General features: G+C 71.3%; 14 protein-coding genes. 3 read left to right on the forward strand and 11 right to left on the reverse strand.

The features are described 5' to 3' along the window. Positions 1-92: 92 nt before the first annotated feature. From ACFW3D_RS26275 to ACFW3D_RS26285, 3 genes are read right to left on the reverse strand one after another with little or no spacing between them, the layout of a single operon-like run. Positions 93-881, reverse strand: coding sequence for an amino acid ABC transporter ATP-binding protein (locus ACFW3D_RS26275; protein WP_500331162.1), 789 nt, complete (start codon positions 879-881; stop codon positions 93-95). Then, entirely contained in the window at positions 878-1825 is a 948-nt protein-coding gene (locus ACFW3D_RS26280) for an amino acid ABC transporter permease (RefSeq protein ID WP_500507728.1), read from the reverse strand. The genes ACFW3D_RS26275 and ACFW3D_RS26280 overlap by 4 nt, the downstream gene beginning before the upstream one ends. A gap of 26 nt (positions 1826-1851) precedes the next feature. Continuing rightward, positions 1852-2793: an ABC transporter substrate-binding protein gene (locus ACFW3D_RS26285; protein ID WP_500507730.1), complete on the reverse strand. Its 942-nt coding sequence runs from the start codon at positions 2791-2793 to the stop codon at positions 1852-1854. Positions 2794-3289: 496 nt separating this feature from the next. Between ACFW3D_RS26285 and ACFW3D_RS26290 the strand changes: the two genes are divergently transcribed. Next, a complete protein-coding gene (locus tag ACFW3D_RS26290) occupies positions 3290-4537 on the forward strand; it encodes an NAD(P)-dependent malic enzyme (RefSeq protein ID WP_500507732.1) in 1248 nt (415 codons plus the stop codon). A gap of 74 nt (positions 4538-4611) precedes the next feature. Further along, a complete protein-coding gene (locus tag ACFW3D_RS26295) occupies positions 4612-5574 on the forward strand; it encodes a zinc-binding dehydrogenase (protein ID WP_500507734.1) in 963 nt (320 codons plus the stop codon). Between the two features lie 46 nt (positions 5575-5620). Here ACFW3D_RS26295 and ACFW3D_RS26300 read toward each other — a convergent pair whose 3' ends face one another. From ACFW3D_RS26300 to ACFW3D_RS26310, 3 genes are all read right to left on the reverse strand, one after another. Next, a complete protein-coding gene (locus ACFW3D_RS26300) occupies positions 5621-5899 on the reverse strand; it encodes a hypothetical protein (protein WP_500507736.1) in 279 nt (92 codons plus the stop codon). Positions 5900-6094: 195 nt separating this feature from the next. Further along, entirely contained in the window at positions 6095-7000 is a 906-nt protein-coding gene (locus ACFW3D_RS26305; RefSeq protein WP_500507738.1) for a PadR family transcriptional regulator, read from the reverse strand. Position 7001: 1 nt separating this feature from the next. Next, positions 7002-7871: a DUF4097 family beta strand repeat-containing protein gene (locus ACFW3D_RS26310; protein WP_500507740.1), complete on the reverse strand. Its 870-nt coding sequence runs from the start codon at positions 7869-7871 to the stop codon at positions 7002-7004. A gap of 260 nt (positions 7872-8131) precedes the next feature. On the opposite strand from ACFW3D_RS26310, the gene ACFW3D_RS26315 reads away from it, so the two are divergent. Next, positions 8132-8716 carry a DUF4232 domain-containing protein gene (locus tag ACFW3D_RS26315; RefSeq protein ID WP_500507742.1) on the forward strand — a complete coding sequence of 195 codons (585 nt, stop codon included), beginning with the start codon at positions 8132-8134 and terminating at the stop codon, positions 8714-8716. Positions 8717-8755: 39 nt separating this feature from the next. Here ACFW3D_RS26315 and ACFW3D_RS26320 read toward each other — a convergent pair whose 3' ends face one another. From ACFW3D_RS26320 to ACFW3D_RS26340, 5 genes are all read right to left on the reverse strand, one after another. Continuing rightward, positions 8756-8932: a DUF6104 family protein gene (locus ACFW3D_RS26320; RefSeq protein WP_500507744.1), complete on the reverse strand. Its 177-nt coding sequence runs from the start codon at positions 8930-8932 to the stop codon at positions 8756-8758. Positions 8933-9092: 160 nt separating this feature from the next. After that, positions 9093-12935, reverse strand: a complete 3843-nt coding sequence (locus tag ACFW3D_RS26325; RefSeq protein ID WP_500507746.1) for a multifunctional oxoglutarate decarboxylase/oxoglutarate dehydrogenase thiamine pyrophosphate-binding subunit/dihydrolipoyllysine-residue succinyltransferase subunit — start codon at positions 12933-12935, stop codon at positions 9093-9095. A 204-nt stretch (positions 12936-13139) separates the two neighbouring features. After that, positions 13140-14237, reverse strand: a complete 1098-nt coding sequence (locus tag ACFW3D_RS26330) for a HAMP domain-containing sensor histidine kinase (RefSeq protein ID WP_500507748.1) — start codon at positions 14235-14237, stop codon at positions 13140-13142. Continuing rightward, positions 14234-14980 carry a response regulator transcription factor gene (locus ACFW3D_RS26335; protein WP_431967385.1) on the reverse strand — a complete coding sequence of 249 codons (747 nt, stop codon included), beginning with the start codon at positions 14978-14980 and terminating at the stop codon, positions 14234-14236. Before ACFW3D_RS26335 ends, ACFW3D_RS26330 begins: the two co-directional genes overlap by 4 nt. 61 nt (positions 14981-15041) lie before the next feature. Continuing rightward, positions 15042-15725 carry a spermidine synthase gene (locus ACFW3D_RS26340; RefSeq protein ID WP_500507750.1) on the reverse strand — a complete coding sequence of 228 codons (684 nt, stop codon included), beginning with the start codon at positions 15723-15725 and terminating at the stop codon, positions 15042-15044. Between the last annotated feature and the right edge of the window lie 3 nt (positions 15726-15728).

Below are 15728 nucleotides of genomic sequence, written 5' to 3' on the forward strand. Positions count from 1 at the left end.
CTCCCGCCCGGGGCTTTTCGCCCCCCCCCCCCGGGGGGGGGCTCCGGGGGGGGGGGGGCCCCCGCCCGCCCCCCCCCCTCACGCACGCGCGGTCAGAGGACCTTGGAGAGGAAGGCCTTGGTGCGGTCGTGCTGCGGGTCGGTGAGCACGTCGCGCGGGTGGCCGGACTCGACGACGACGCCGTCGTCCATGAAGACCAGGGCGTCGCCCACCTCGCGGGCGAAGCCCATCTCGTGGGTGACCACGATCATCGTCATGCCGTCCTCGGCGAGGCCCCGCATGACGTCCAGGACGTCGCCGACCAGCTCCGGGTCGAGCGCCGAGGTGGGCTCGTCGAAGAGCATCAGCTTCGGCTCCATCGCCAGCGCGCGGGCGATGGCCACCCGCTGCTGCTGGCCACCGGAGAGCTGGGCGGGGTAGTGCCCTGCCTTGTCGCGCAGGCCGACCCGGTCCAGCAGGGCCAGCGCCCGCTCCCGGGCGACGGCCTTGGCCTCCTTCTTCACCCGCACCGGGGCCTCGATCACGTTCTCGATCGCGGTCATGTGGGGGAAGAGGTTGAAGCGCTGGAAGACCATGCCGATGTCGCGGCGCTTGGCGGCGACCTCGCGGTCCTTCAGCTCGTAGAGCTTGTCGCCCTTCTGCCGGTAGCCGACCAGCTCGCCGTCGACCGAGAGCCGGCCGCCGCTGATCTTCTCCAGGTGGTTGATGCACCGCAGGAAGGTGGACTTGCCCGAGCCCGACGGGCCGATCAGGCAGAACACCTCACGCGGGGCGACCTCCAGGTCGATGCCCTTGAGGATGTGGGCCAGGCCGAAGTGCTTGTGCACCGCCTCGGCCTTGACCATCGGGTGGGCGCCGGTGCCCTTGCTGAAGTCGGTCATCGTGCCACCTCCGGGCGGCGGAAGGTGCCCAGGTTGGCCTTGACCCGCTGCCACGGGGTGGGCGGCAGGTTGCGGGTCGTGCCGCGGGCGTAACGGCGCTCCAGGTAGTACTGGCCGACCGAGAACACCGAGGTGAGGACGAGGTACCAGACCGCGGCGAGGAAGAGCATCTCGACGGTGGCACCGGTGGTGTTGCCGATGTCGGTCGTGGAGCGCAGCAGTTCGGCGTACTGGGCGGCCTGCGCCGCCAGCGACGAGGTCTTCAGCATGTTGATGAACTCGTTGCCGGTCGGCGGGACGATCACCCGCATCGCCTGCGGCAGCACCACACGGCGCAGGTTCTGGCCCTGGGTCATGCCGAGCGCGTGCGACGCCTCGGTCTGGCCCTCGTCGACGGACTGGATGCCGGCCCGCACGATCTCGGACATGTAGGCGGCCTCGTTCAGACCCAGGCCGAGCAGCGCGGCCATGAAGGGGGTCATGAACTGGTTCATCTCGTCCTTGTAGAAGCCGAGATTGATGACCGGGAAGATCAGCGCCAGGTTGAACCAGATCAGCAGCTGGACGTAGACCGGCGTGCCGCGGAAGAACCAGATGTAGCCCCAGGCCACCGAGGAGGTCACGGGGTTCTTGGACAGCCGCATCACCGCGAGGACGATGCCCAGGACCAGGCCCAGCGCCATCGAGACCACGGTGATGATGACCGTGTTCCGCAGGCCCTTGAGCACCGCGGAGTCGAACAGGAAGTCCGGGATCGCCCCGTAGTTCACGTTCGCGTTGGCGAACGCGTTGACCAGGAGCCCGAGCACGACGAGCACCAGGATCGCCGAGATCCAGCGGCCGTAGTGCCGTACGGGGATCGCCTTGATGGCCTCCGGGCGGGAGGCGGCGGGCGGGGTCCCGGCCGGGGTGCCGGCCGGGACCTTGTCATTCGCTTCGGACATGGAGGGAAGCCTCTTGCTGTCGTGACTCAGGAGCCGCCGTTGATCTTGGCCTCGGTGACGGCGCCGTCGGTGACGCCCCACTTCTCCAGGACCTTGGTGTAGGAGCCGTCCTGGATGACGGCGGTCAGCGCGGCCTGCAGCGCGTCGCGCAGCTCGGTGTTGGTCTTGGAGACCGCGATGCCGTACGGGCCGGCCTCGACCTGCTCGCCGGCGAGCTCGAAGTCGTTGCCGCCGCCGGAGGTCTTCACGGCGTACGCGGCGACCGGGAAGTCGGAGACGTCGGCGACGACGCCGCCGGCCTTCAGGCGGGTCTGCGCCTCGGTGTCGGTGTCGAAGGGCTCGATCGACATCGGCTTGTCGCACTTCTGGGCCTTGAGCAGGTCCTGGGAAGTGGTGCCGCGCTGCACGGCGACCTTCTTGCCGCACAGGTCCGCGAGGGACTTGATGCCCTCCGGGTTGCCCTTCTTCACGATGACGGAGGAGCCCGCGGTGAAGTAGTCCACGAAGTCGACGCCCTCGCCGACCTTCTTGCCGGTGGAGGAGTCGACACCCTCCTGGCGGTCCTTGGTGTCGCTCATCGCCGACATCACCATGTCGTAGCGCTTGGCGCGCAGACCGGTCAGCAGGGTGTCGAAGGTGCCGTTGTTGAACTCGACCTTCACGCCCAGCTGCTTGGCCATGGCGTCGGCCAGGTCGGGGTCGATGCCGACGTTCTTGCCGTCCTTGACGAACTCCACCGGCGGGTACGCGATGTCCGAGCCGACCTTGAGCACGCCCGCCGACTGCACCGACTTCGGCAGCTTCTCGAAGAGGGGCGCCTTGGACGCGCCGCTCGACGCGGACGGGGAGCCGCCCTTGTCCGTCTGGTCGCCGCAGCCGGTGAGGACGAGGGCACCGGCGACCGCGATCGCTCCGACCGCGGCGAAGCGGCTCGTCACGGTCGAGCGACGGGTGGTACGTGCGGTCATGCTGGTTCCTCCTGCGGGAATCCTGGGAGCAGCCGATCTTCCGGGCACACGCGTTCGTGTGTCGCGTACGCGTGTGATCTCCGCATCTTGCCATCCGGACACGTCCTCATGGGGGTCCGGATGTGTCAAAATCGCATAACGGGCGATCCCCTGGCCCCCACCAGGCCGGTACACCAAGGCCGGACCCCGGTGGGGCCGTGCCGCGAAGTTGCGTGCATCACTTTCCTTGTCCCGCTATTCGGACGACTTGTTGCGTTGTGCGCGGAAGCTCCCGATGTGCGACGCCGTGGTGCGGCGAACGGACTCGTCAGCGGAAACCGTCTTCCGGTACAACAGACCCTCACCCCTCACCGGGGGCCCCTCGGCGTGCGTGCGGCGCGCCTGGCCTCCGTCGCGCCCGGGACCACTCGAGTCCGGGAGTACGGAAGCCGAGCCCACCTATCCCCTGTTGTAGGGGGTAGTACCCTCATAGACAATTCGGACAAAGGGGTCAACAGTGGCAGCGGAGATTGTCAATCCTCGCACCGACAGCACGGACAGCACCGACAGCACCGAACGCACGGAGAGCACCGACGGCGACGGCCCGGATAGCCCCGTGGACCCGGTGTTCGCCCTTCACCGCGGCGGCAAGATGGAGGTGACCGCGACCGTCCCGGTGCGCAACGCCGACGACCTGTCGCTCGCCTACACGCCGGGCGTCGCCCGGGTGTGCACCGCCATCGCCGAGCAGCCCGAGCTGGTCCACGACTACACGTGGAAGTCCAAGGTCGTGGCCGTGGTCACGGACGGCACGGCGGTGCTGGGCCTCGGGGACATCGGCCCGGAGGCGTCCCTGCCGGTGATGGAGGGCAAGGCGATCCTCTTCAAGCAGTTCGGCGGCGTGGACGCGGTCCCGATCGCGCTCGCCACCACCGACGTGGACGAGATCGTCGACACCGTCGTGCGCCTCGCCCCCTCCTTCGGCGGGGTGAACCTCGAGGACATCTCCGCCCCCCGCTGCTTCGAGATCGAGCGCAAGCTGCAGGAGCGCCTGGACATCCCGGTCTTCCACGACGACCAGCACGGCACGGCCGTCGTCACCCTGGCCGCGCTGCGCAACGCCACCCGGCTGACCGGCCGCGCGCTGGGCGAGCTGCGCGCGGTGATCTCCGGGGCCGGTGCCGCCGGTGTCGCCATCGCCAAGATCCTCGTTGAGGCCGGCATCGGGGACGTCGCCGTCACCGACCGCAAGGGCGTGGTGCACGCGGGCCGCGAGGACCTGAACGCCGCCAAGCGCGAGCTCACCACGTACACCAACCGGGCCGGGCTCACCGGGACGCTGGAGGAGGCGCTCGCGGGCGCGGACGTCTTCATCGGCGTCTCCGGCGGCACGGTGCGGGAGGAGGCCGTCGCCACCATGGCGAAGGGCTGCTTCGTCTTCGCCATGGCCAACCCCACCCCTGAGATCCACCCCGACGTGGCGCACAAGTACGCGGCCGTCGTCGCCACCGGGCGCAGCGACTTCCCGAACCAGATCAACAACGTGCTCGCCTTCCCCGGCATCTTCTCGGGCGCGCTGCAGGTGCGGGCCTCCCGCATCACCGAGGGCATGAAGATCGCCGCGGCCGAGGCGCTGGCCGCGGTCGTGGACGGCGAGCTGTCCGCCGACTGCGTGATCCCCTCGCCGTTCGACGGGCGCGTGGCCCCCGCGGTCTCCGCCGCCGTCGCCGCGGCCGCCCGCGCCGAGGGCGTCGCCCGGCGCTGAGCGCCGCCGTACGCCCGCAGACCACGCCGCCGCGCGGTTACGCCGGGGCACCACACGGCGCTAGCGTCAAGGTCATGTTCGCTGCCTACGCCGCCCGAATCGACCGCGACCAGCCGCTGAACGGCCTCGAACTCGGGGAGCGCCCCGAGCCGGAGGCACGGCCCGGCTGGAGCACCGTCACCGTCAAGGCCGCCTCCCTGAACCACCACGACCTCTGGTCGCTGCGCGGGGTGGGGCTCGGCGAGGAGAGCCTGCCGATGATCCTCGGCTGCGACGCCGCCGGGATCGACGAGCACGGCAACGAGGTCGTCGTCTACCCCGTCGTCGGTCTGAGCGGGCACGGGGTCGGCCCCGACGAGCCCCGCAGCATCCTCACCGAGAAGTACCAGGGAACCTTCGCCGAGAAGGTCTCCGTTCCCACCTGGAACCTGCTGCCCAAGCCGAAGGAGCTGTCCTTCGAGGAGGCCGCCTGCCTGCCCACGGCCTGGCTGACCGCCTACCGGATGCTCTTCACCAACGCGGGCGTGCGCCCCGGTGACTCCGTGCTCGTCCAGGGCGCCGGCGGCGGTGTCGCCACGGCCGCCATCGTGCTGGCCAAGGCCGCGGGCCTGCGGGTCTTCGCCACCAGCCGGGACGAGGCCAAGCGCAAGCGGGCCGAGGACCTCGGCGCCGACGCCGCCTTCGAACCGGGCGCCCGGCTGCCGCAGCGCGTGGACGCGGTCATCGAGACCGTGGGCGCCGCGACCTGGTCCCACTCGGTCAAGTCGCTGCGCCCCGGCGGCACGCTGGTGATCTCCGGCGCCACCTCGGGTCCCGACCCGAAGTCCGCCGAGCTGAACCGGATCTTCTTCCTGGAGCTCAAGGTCGTCGGCTCGACCATGGGCACCAAGGACGAGCTGGCGGACCTGCTGAGCTTCTGCGCCCTCACCGGGGTGCGTCCGGTCGTCGACACCGTGCTGCCGCTGGACCGGGCCCGCGAGGGGTTCGAGAGGATGGCGGGCGGCGAGCTGTTCGGGAAGGTCGTTCTGACGTTCTGACGCTCTGACGCTCTGATGGTTCGGCGGCCCGGCGGCCTCGCGCCGGTCAGGGCCGCCGAGCCCGCCGGCTGAGGGGGAAGTGGGCGAGCACGCACAGCAGGGCGGCTGCGAACAGGACGTCCGCCGTCGTCACCGAGGCGTCTTTCGACAGAACCGCCACGACGAGTGCGGCCGTCAGGCACAGTTGCCCCGCGCCCCACAGCTGCGGGCGCAGCACCTGCCAGGCCCGCCACGCGAGCACCCGGCCGGTGGCGATGGCCACGGCACCCGAGACGAAGCCCCAGAGCGCGCACAGGCCCACCACGGCCAACATGGTGATCTTCACGGGGCAGATCCTGCCGCGGCTCCCGGCGCTGCGCCAGAGGGGTTGCCCGCTGCTGGCCGGGCGTCCACGCGGACGTCGGCGGCGAACGGCGGGAACAGGCGCGGCAGCGGGTTCCCCGGACCCGCGGGACGGCGCGGGTGACGGAGCGTCCCCGGCGGTACGGGGCGACCGTGCGGCCGCCCCGTGCGCGGGGCCCTAGTCCCGGTCCTTGTGTCCGCCGCGCAGCACGACGCCGATGTGCGCCGCCGCCGTGGAGAGGTGGCGGCGCACCTCGCGCAACTGCTCGGCGTCCACGCCGTTGTCGCGGGCCGCGTCACGGACGTCGTCACGGAAGCGGTCCAGCAGGCGTTCCAGGTCCCGGGCCGGGTCCTCGGTCACGGCGGCGTCCTCCGCGCCCCACTCGGGGGCCTCTGCGGGTTCGGGCTTCACGTACGGCGGCCAGGCGGACGTACGGCCGCCGAACTGGCCCAGCTCCCGGGTGAGTTCCGCCAGCCCCTCACGGACGCCGGTCTGCCAGTCGCCGCGCCGGACGTGGTCCTGGACCTCCTCCTGGACGCGGCGCGCGATGCGCTGCATCTCGACCCGGGCGGCGTCCTGGGCGTCCCTGGCGGCCCGTTTGGCGGTGCGGGCCTCCTCGCGGGCCTGCCGGATCTCCTCCTTCGAGCGGCGCATCTGCTCCTTCCAGTCCGCCGGGGAGGACTTGGGCTGGGTGCGCGACGCCTGCTGGGCGGCCGCCCGGATCTCGCGCCGCAGGTCTCCCGCCGCGCCGCGGACGTCCTCGCGGATCTCGGCGGCGAGCGTGGAGACGGAGTCGCGGATCTCGTTCTCCAGGTCGGCGATCTCATCGCTGCGGGAGGCGAGTTCGGCCCGGCCCGCGTCGGTGATGGAGTACACCTTGCGGCCGCCCTCGGTGGAGTGGGTGACCAGGCCCTCCTTCTCCAGCTTGGCCAGCCGCGGGTAGACGGTGCCGGCGGAGGGGGCGTACAGGCCGTGGAAGCGCTCCTCCAGGAGCCGGATCACCTCGTAGCCGTGACGGGGGGCCTCGTCCAGCAGCTTGAGCAGGTAGAGGCGGAGCCGGCCGTGGGCGAAGACGGGGGCCATCTCAGACGTCCTTCCGGAACGGATCCGTGTCCGCGGGCCCGTGGTCCTCCTGCGGCGGACGGCGCAGCAGCGCGATCGCGCCGGAGACCGTGGTGGCCTTCAGCCGGGAGCCGCCGGACCCCATCCGGCCGGAGATCCGCTTGGCCCCCCACTGCCCGCTGACCCGCAGCTCGTCGAAGGCGCAGGAGACGTCGCCGCTGGTGGTGTTGGCGTCCACCTCGGCGTCCCCGGGGTCGGGGATGCGGATCGCGATCTCCCCGGAGACCGAGGTCAGACGGACGTCGGTACCGCTGCGCGGGTCCAGGTCGAGCACCATGTTGCCGCTGACCGAGTCGGCCTTGACGGTGGCGCCGCTGCCCTCGACCACGGTCAGGTCGCCCGAGACGGTGTTGACCCGCAGGTCGCCGGAGACCGCCTGGGCCTCCACGTTCCCCGCGACCGTCTCGGCGGTCACCGGGCCGGCCTGGCCGACCAGCGTGATGTCGCCGTTGACGCCCCGTACGGCGGTGCGGTCGGAGATCCCGGAGACCACGGCGCTCGCCCCGACCACCCCGACCGACACGTTGGTGCGCTGCGGGACCGCGAGCGAGACGACGGCGTGGCGCCGCCAGCCCTTGCGGTCGAGCCACTTGAGCAGGCCCTTCCAGGGCAGGTCCTCGTAGGTGACGGTGAGCGTGCCGCCCTCCTGCGACACGATCAGCGGCGGGCCGTCGAGCTCGCTCACCTCCAGCCGGGCCGGGCCCTCGTCGACGCCGACGACGTTGACGGCGCCGTTGACGATCCGGACGTGCAGGGTGTCGACGTATCCGTCGAAGACCATCTTGTGCGGCTCGGTGACCGTCCACTCCCGTGAGCCGGGTGTTCCGCTCATTTCGCCCCTCCTTGGGATCACCCGGGCACGCCGGGGCAACGCCGACAACGCAACATATCGCGTCTCTCCGATAGACACGATATATCGCGTAGATCGGAAGTCAAGGGAGCACTGTGCGCGCCCCCATGGCGGTTCGGGGCGGAACGGCGCCCCCCTGGCGGCCGGTTGTGCGGCGTACGGGTGAGGTCCTTCACGCGGGACGCGGCGCCGTGCGCGCCGTGACGGGCCGTACGGGGTGCCGGGTGATGTGCTCGTCCCTCATGCGCCCCTCGCCCCCCACGCGCCCCCGCGCCGCCGCCACCGTGGCCACCGTCCTGCTCCTGACGGGCCTCGGCGCCGCCGCCTGCGGCACCCGGGCCGAGCCCGGCGCGCCCGCCGCCGAGGTGAGCCCGGCACACGCCCGGGCGAGCGCCTGCACGGCCGGCACGACCGAGGTGCGTTTCCTGGTCGCCGCCGTCCACGCGACGGAGTGGCAGCCCGCGGTCGCCAGGGTCGAGGTCACCAACACCTCGGGCGCCACCTGCACGCTGGCCGGTGCCACGACCCTCACCGCGAAGGACGACCAGGGCAAGGCCGCGCCCGTGCGGACGGACAACGCCGCCGCCGGCACCGAGCCGGTGGACCTCGGCCCCCACGCCACGGCCGTCGCCGACGTCCGCTACACCGACCTCAACTTCGAGGGCACCCCCTCGGCGCGCGAGGTCTGCGCCGTCCAGGCCTCGCGCGTGGAGATCGCGCTCCCCGACGACGTGGCCCGGACCGTCGCGGTCACCGGGGCCGACGGCGCTCCGGCCGTCCTCAGCGTCTGCGGGGAACAGGTGAGCTTCGGCGCCTTCCGCGCCTGAGGCCGGGGGCCCGGTGGCGGAGGGCCCTGCGGCGTGGGGTCACTCGTCCTCGTCGTCGAGCCGGGCCAGCCAGGTCGCCAGCCGCTCCACCGGGATCTCGAACTCCGGGTTGAGGTCGACGAACTCCCGCAGCCGCTCGGCGAGCCACTCGAAGGTGACCTCCTCCTGGCCGCGCCGGTTCTCCAGCTCCTCGATGCCGCGGTCGGTGAAGTACAAGGGGTGCTCCGGATCAGGGTCGAAGGATGACGTACCAGGCCAGGATAGGTACTCCCGCGCTCCGGACCCGGGGGCTCCCCCTCCTCGCGGACCCGCGTACGCGGAGGGCCCCGCACTCGGTGAGTGCGGGGCCCCTCGCGTGGTACGGCTCAGCGGTGCGTCAGAGCTCGAAGACCTCGTGCACCAGCTGCTCCTGCTCCTGCTGGTGCCGCTTGGCGGAACCGACCGCCGGGGACGAGGAGGACGGACGCGACACACGACGCAGCCGGTCGGCGTTGTCGGGCGCGGCGCCGAGCACCAGGTCGAGGTGGTCGATCAGGTTGAGGGCGATGAACGGCCAGGCACCCTGGTTGGCCGGCTCGTCCTGGGCCCAGACGTACTTCTGGGCCTTGGTGAACGGGGCCAGGGCGGCCTGGATCTCCAGGCCCGGCAGCGGGTAGAGGCGCTCGATGCGGATGAAGGCGGTGTCGAAGGCGCCGCGCTTCTCGCGCTCGGCGACGAGGTCGTAGTAGACCTTGCCGGAGCAGAAGACGACCTTGCGGACGTCCTCGGGCTTGACGGTCGTGTCGCCGATGACCGGCTGGAACTGGCCGGAGGTGAACTCGTCCGTCCGCGAGGTCGCCGCCTTCAGGCGCAGCATCGACTTCGGGGTGAAGACGATGAGCGGCTTGTGGTGCGGGTTGTGGACCTGCCACCGCAGGAGGTGGAAGTAGTTCGCCGGGGTGGTCGGGACCGCGACCGTCATGTTGTTCTGCGCGCACAGCTGCAGGAAGCGCTCGATGCGGGCGGAGGAGTGGTCCGGGCCCTGGCCCTCGTAGCCGTGCGGCAGCAGCAGGGTGACGCCGGAGGTCTGGCCCCACTTCTGCTCGGCGGAGGAGATGAACTCGTCGACGACGGTCTGGGCGCCGTTGACGAAGTCGCCGAACTGGGCCTCCCAGGCGACCAGCGCGTCCGGGCGGGCCAGCGAGTAGCCGTACTCGAAGCCCATCGCCGCGTACTCGCTGAGCAGCGAGTCGTAGACGTTGTAGCGCGCCTGGTCCTCGGACAGGTACAGCAGCGGGGTGTAGTCCTCGCCGGTCTCCCGGTCGACCAGGACGGCGTGCCGCTGGCCGAAGGTGCCGCGACGGGAGTCCTGGCCGGCGAGACGGACCGGGGTGCCCTCCATCAGCAGGGAGCCGATGGCGAGGGTCTCGCCCATGGCCCAGTCGATGGTGTCGTCCTCGACCATGGCCGCGCGGCGCTGCAGCTGCGGCATCAGACGCGGGTGGACGGTGATCCGCTCCGGGATGTTGACCTGCGAGGCGGCGATCCGCTTCACGGTCTCCTGGCTGATCGCGGTGCCCACCGGCACGGGGAACTCCGGACCGGCGGCCTGGGTCTCCTCCTGCTGCGCGGCGGCCGGCGCGGTCGCCTCGCGGACCTCGGTGAAGACCTTCTCCAGCTGGCCCTGGTAGTCCTGCAGGACCTGCTCGGCCTCTTCCAGGGTGATGTCGCCGCGACCGATGAGGGACTCGGTGTAGAGCTTGCGCACCGAGCGCTTCTTGTCGATCAGGTCGTACATCAGCGGCTGGGTGAAGGACGGGTTGTCGGCCTCGTTGTGACCGCGGCGGCGGTAGCAGATGAGGTCGATGACGACGTCCTTGTTGAACGCCTGGCGGAACTCGAAGGCGAGCCGCGCGACGCGGACCACGGCCTCCGGGTCGTCGCCGTTGACGTGGAAGATCGGCGCCTCGATCATGCGCGCGACGTCGGTGCTGTACATCGACGAGCGCGAGGACTCCGGGGCGGCGGTGAAGCCGACCTGGTTGTTGATCACCACGTGCACGGTGCCGCCGGTGCGGTAGCCGCGCAGCTGCGACATGTTCAGGGTCTCCGCGACGACGCCTTGGCCGGCGAAGGCCGCGTCGCCGTGGAGCACGACCGGCATGACGGTGAAGTCCGTGCCGCCCTTGCCGATGACGTCCTGCTTGGCGCGGGCGATGCCCTCGACGATCGGGTCGACCGCCTCCAGGTGCGAGGGGTTGGCGGCCAGCGAGACGGTGATCTGCTCGCCGTCCAGACCGGTGAAGGTGCCCTGGGCGCCCAGGTGGTACTTCACGTCGCCGGAGCCGTGCATCGACTTCGGGTCGAGGTTGCCCTCGAACTCGCGGAAGATCTGCGCGTACGACTTGCCGACGATGTTGGCGAGCACGTTGAGGCGGCCGCGGTGGGCCATGCCGATGACGACCTCGTCCAGACGCGACTCGGCGGCGGCGTCGATGACGGCGTCGAGCAGCGGGATGACGGACTCGCCGCCCTCCAGCGAGAAGCGCTTCTGGCCGACGTACTTGGTCTGCAGGAAGGTCTCGAAGGCCTCGGCGGCATTGAGCCGGCGCAGGATGCGCAGCTGCTCGTCGCGCTCGGGCTTGGTGTGCTGGCGCTCGACCCGGTCCTGGATCCACTTGCGCTGCAGCGGGTCCTGGATGTGCATGAACTCGATGCCGACGGTGCGGCAGTACGAGTCGCGCAGCACGCCGAGGATGTCGCGCAGCTTCATCAGCGACTTGCCGGCGAAACCGCCGACCGCGAAGTCGCGCTCCAGGTCCCACAGGGTGAGCCCGTGCTCGGTGATGTCCAGGTCGGGGTGCTTGCGCTGCTTGTACTCCAGCGGGTCGGTGTCGGCCATGACGTGGCCGCGGACCCGGTAGGAGTGGATCAGCTCGAAGACGCGGGCGGCCTTGGTGACGTCGTCGTCGTGGCTGGCGTCGATGTCCTTGAGCCAGCGGACCGGCTCGTAGGGGATGCGCAGCGCCTTGAAGATGTCGTCGAAGAAGTTGTTCTCGCCCAGCAGGAGCTGGTTCATGATGCGCAGGAACTCGCCGGACGCGGCACCCTGGATGACCCGGTGGTCGTAGGTGCTGGTCAGCGTCATGACCTTGGAGATGCCCAGCTTGTTCAGGGTGTCCTGGGAGGTGCCCTGGAACTCGGCGGGGTAGTCCATCGAGCCGACGCCCAGGATCACCGACTGCCCGGGCATCAGGCGCGGCACCGAGTGGACGGTGCCGATGCCGCCGGGGTTGGTCAGCGAGACGGTCACGCCGGAGAAGTCGTCCATCGTCAGCTTGCCGACGCGGGCGCGGCGGACGATGTCCTCGTAGGCCTGCCAGAACTCGAAGAAGTTCAGGGTCTCGGCCTTCTTGATGGCCGCGACGACCAACTGGCGGTCGCCGTTGGGCTTGACCAGGTCGATGGCCAGGCCCAGGTTGACGTGGTCGGGCTTGACCAGCGTCGGCTTGCCGTCCTTCTCCGCGAACGACCAGTTCATCGCCGGCATGATCTTCAGCGCCTGCACCATGGCGTAGCCGATGATGTGCGTGAAGGAGACCTTGCCGCCACGGGCGCGCTTGAGGTGGTTGTTGATGACGATGCGGTTGTCGAACAGCAGCTTCACCGGGATCGCGCGCACGGACGTGGCCGTGGGCAGCTCCAGCGAGGCGTTCATGTTCTTCGCCACGGCCGCGGACGGGCCGCGCAGCGTCACGTACTCCGGACCCTGGGGCGCCTCGGTGGCCGGGGCGGCCTTGGCCGTCGGCTGCGGCTGCGCCGGAGTGGGCTTCTCGGCGACGGGCTTCGCGGGGGCAGCGGCGGCGGGCGCGACCGGGGCCGGGGCGACCGGGGCCGGGGCCACCGGAGCGGCGGCGGGCGGAGCCGGAGCGACCGGAGCGGCGGCGGGCGTCACGGGCGGCGCGACCGGTGCTGCGGCAGCGGGCGCGGCCGGAGCGGCCGGCGGCGCTGCGGGGGCCGCCTGAGGCTGGCCCGAGGCGACTGCGGAACCCGTATCCGCCCCCGGCTTGTAATCGGCGAAGAAGTCCCACCAGGCTCGGTCGACCGAGTTCGGGTCCTGGAGGTACTGCTGGTAGATCTCATCGACAAGCCACTCGTTAGGCCCGAATCCCGCGGCAGGGCCCTGGCCCTGCCCATCGGTTTCGGTCGGGACGCTCGAGCTACTGGGGTGTGGCGACACGGCGGCAACCGCCCTCTTCCGCTTCACAAGGTGATGGACAGCGGAAATAAAGGCTACGCCTACCTGAGCGTTTCCTGCAGGCGGGGAGGCCAGTCGTCGCCTAAGTCACATCGGAAAGGCGGTTTCGGGGCGGAGTTTGGCGGGAATGGGGTGCTGAATCGACTGGTCCGGTTGCCTCTGGCAACGTCTGCCCTGGCAGGAGCGTCAAGCCGATGCCGCGGCGGACCCCGGGAGGGTGACCCGGATCCGGCAGCCGCGAGGCGATTCGGCCACCGCGATCCGTCCGCCGTGGAGGTCCACGGCCCAGCGCGCGATCGCCAGCCCCAGCCCCGTCCCGCCGTCGCCCGGTCCCGCGGTGCCGCGGTTGAAGCGTTCGAAGACGCGGGTCCGCTCGGCCTCCGGTATCCCCGGGCCCTCGTCCAGGACCTCCAGGTCGAGGCTGCCGGGACCGCCGCCGCGGCGGGCGCGGATGGTGACCCGGCCGCTGGGCGGGCTGTGCTTGACGGCGTTGTCGATCAGGTTGGCGACCACCTGGTGCAGCCGCTCGGCGTCCGCGTACGCGGTCAGCTCCGGCGGCGAGACGTCCAGGTGGAGGTGGACGTCCTTGCGGGCCCGCCGGCCCGGCGCCTGGCCGTCCTGCAGGCCGAGGCCGGCGGTCTTGATCACGGCCGACAGATAGGGCCAGACCTCGAAGCGCTTGGCGTCCAGCGGCACGATGCCGTTGTCCAGGCGGGAGAGGTCCAGCAGGTGGGCGACGAGCAGGCTCAGCCGCTCCGCCTGCTGCAGCGCGGTGCGCATGGTCTCGGGGTCGGCCTCGGAGACCCCGTCGACGACGTTCTCCAGGACCGCGCGCAGCGCCGCGATCGGGGTGCGCAGCTCGTGCGAGACATTCGCCACCAGCTCCTTGCGGTGCTGGTCGACGGCCTCCAGGTCGGCGGCCATCCGGTTGAAGGTCTCGGCGAGCTCGCCGACCTCGTCGCGGCGCACCGCGGTGACCCGCCGGCTGTAGTCGCCGCGCGCCATGGCGCTGGCGACCGAGGTCATCTCGCGCAGGGGCGCGGTCAGCCCGTGCGCCACCAGTTGCGAGATCAGCAGCGAGGCGATGATCGAGAAGATCGTGATGATCCGGATCTCGGTCGCGGAGTGCATCGCCACGAAGATCAGGCCCGTGGTGATCAGCACGGAGGCGAGCACCAGGTACTGCAGTGCCGCCTTGATCGACCGGAAGGGGTCGTACGGCCTCAGCGCGGCCCAGACACGTTCCCGCAGCTTCGGCGGGCGCGGCGCGCCGTAGGGGCTCACGGCGTGGGCGTCTCGAGCGCGTAGCCGACGCCGTGCACGGTACGGATGCGCTCCGCGCCGATCTTCCGCCGCAGCGCCTTGACGTGGCTGTCGACGGTACGGGTGCCGGAGGCGTCCGCCCAGTCCCACACCTCGGCGAGCAGCTGCTCCCGGGAGAGCACCGCGCGCGGCTGCTGGGCCAGGCAGACCAGCAGGTCGAACTCGGTCGGGGTGAGGTGCACATCGGCACCGCGGACCCGGACCCGGCGCTGGGCGTTGTCGATCTCCAGGTCGCCGAGCTGCATGTTGGCGCCGCGCGGGTCGCGGGCGGCGATCGTGGCGCGCTCCACGCGGCGCAGCAGCACGTGCACCCGGGCGACCAGCTCGCGCAGCGAGAAGGGCTTGGTCATGTAGTCGTCGGCGCCGACGCCGAGCCCGACCAGCATGTCGGTCTCGTCGTCGCGGGCGGTCAGCATCAGCACCGGGACCGGCCGCGAGGCCTGCACGCGGCGGCAGACCTCCAGGCCGTCGTAGCCGGGGAGCATGACGTCCAGGACGAGGAGGTCGGGCTGCCAGGAGGCGGCGGTCTCCACGGCGGCGGGGCCGTCGCCCGCGGTGCGGACCTGGAAGCCCTCGGCCCGCAGGCGCACCGCGATGGCGTCCGCGATCGTCGCGTCGTCCTCCACCACCAGCACGCGGCGCTGTGCGCCGGGGGTGGCCGCCACCGCTGCGGCGTCGGCGGTCGTCGGCTGTGTGCTGTCCATGTGGGGTCCCCCATGGTCGTTTGCGTTGCGCAGCAGCGTACGGGGCGGGACGACGCCGCGGCTATGCGGGATTGATTGCCAGGTGCACGACATCCGGAACGCCCCGATTCACCGGGATCTCGATGGTCCGGACCTGCGTGAACTGCGCCGACCTCAGTGCGTCGTCGAACGCGGCGGACGGCTGCGCCGACCATACCGCCAGTACGCCACCGGGTTCGAGCCGCGCCCTGCAGGCCGCGAGGCCCGCCGGACCGTACAGCCCGGCGTTGCCCTCGGTGACCGTCCAGTCGGGGCCGTTGTCGATGTCCAGGCACAGCGCGTCGTACCTCACGTCCGCGTCCCGGACGTACGCCACCAGATCGCCCTCGACCACGCGGACCCGCGGGTCCTGCAGCGCGTTCCCGGAGAAGGCCCCCAGCGGGCCGGCGCGGTGCCAGTCGACCACGGCCCGCTCCCGCTCGGCCACGGCGATCCGCGTCCAGCGCGGCTCGCCCGCCGCCCGCGCCAGAGAGAATCCCACCCCGAGCCCGCCGATCAGCACCGACAGGTCCGCCCGGTCCGCAGGGAGGGCGGCCAGCGCCGCGTCGACCAGCAGCCGTTCCGAGCGGCCGTCGGAGGTGTCCATCAGGAAGGTGCCGTTGGCGATGATCTCGTAGCGCCCGCCGCTGCGCCGCAGCGCGATCTCCCCGTACGGCCCGTCACGACGGTCGAGCGTGACGGGCCGTTCCTCATCGTTCGCGTACATGGA

It is taken from the genome of Streptomyces sp. NPDC058864 (assembly GCF_042742985.1).
Taxonomy (GTDB): domain Bacteria; phylum Actinomycetota; class Actinomycetes; order Streptomycetales; family Streptomycetaceae; genus Actinacidiphila.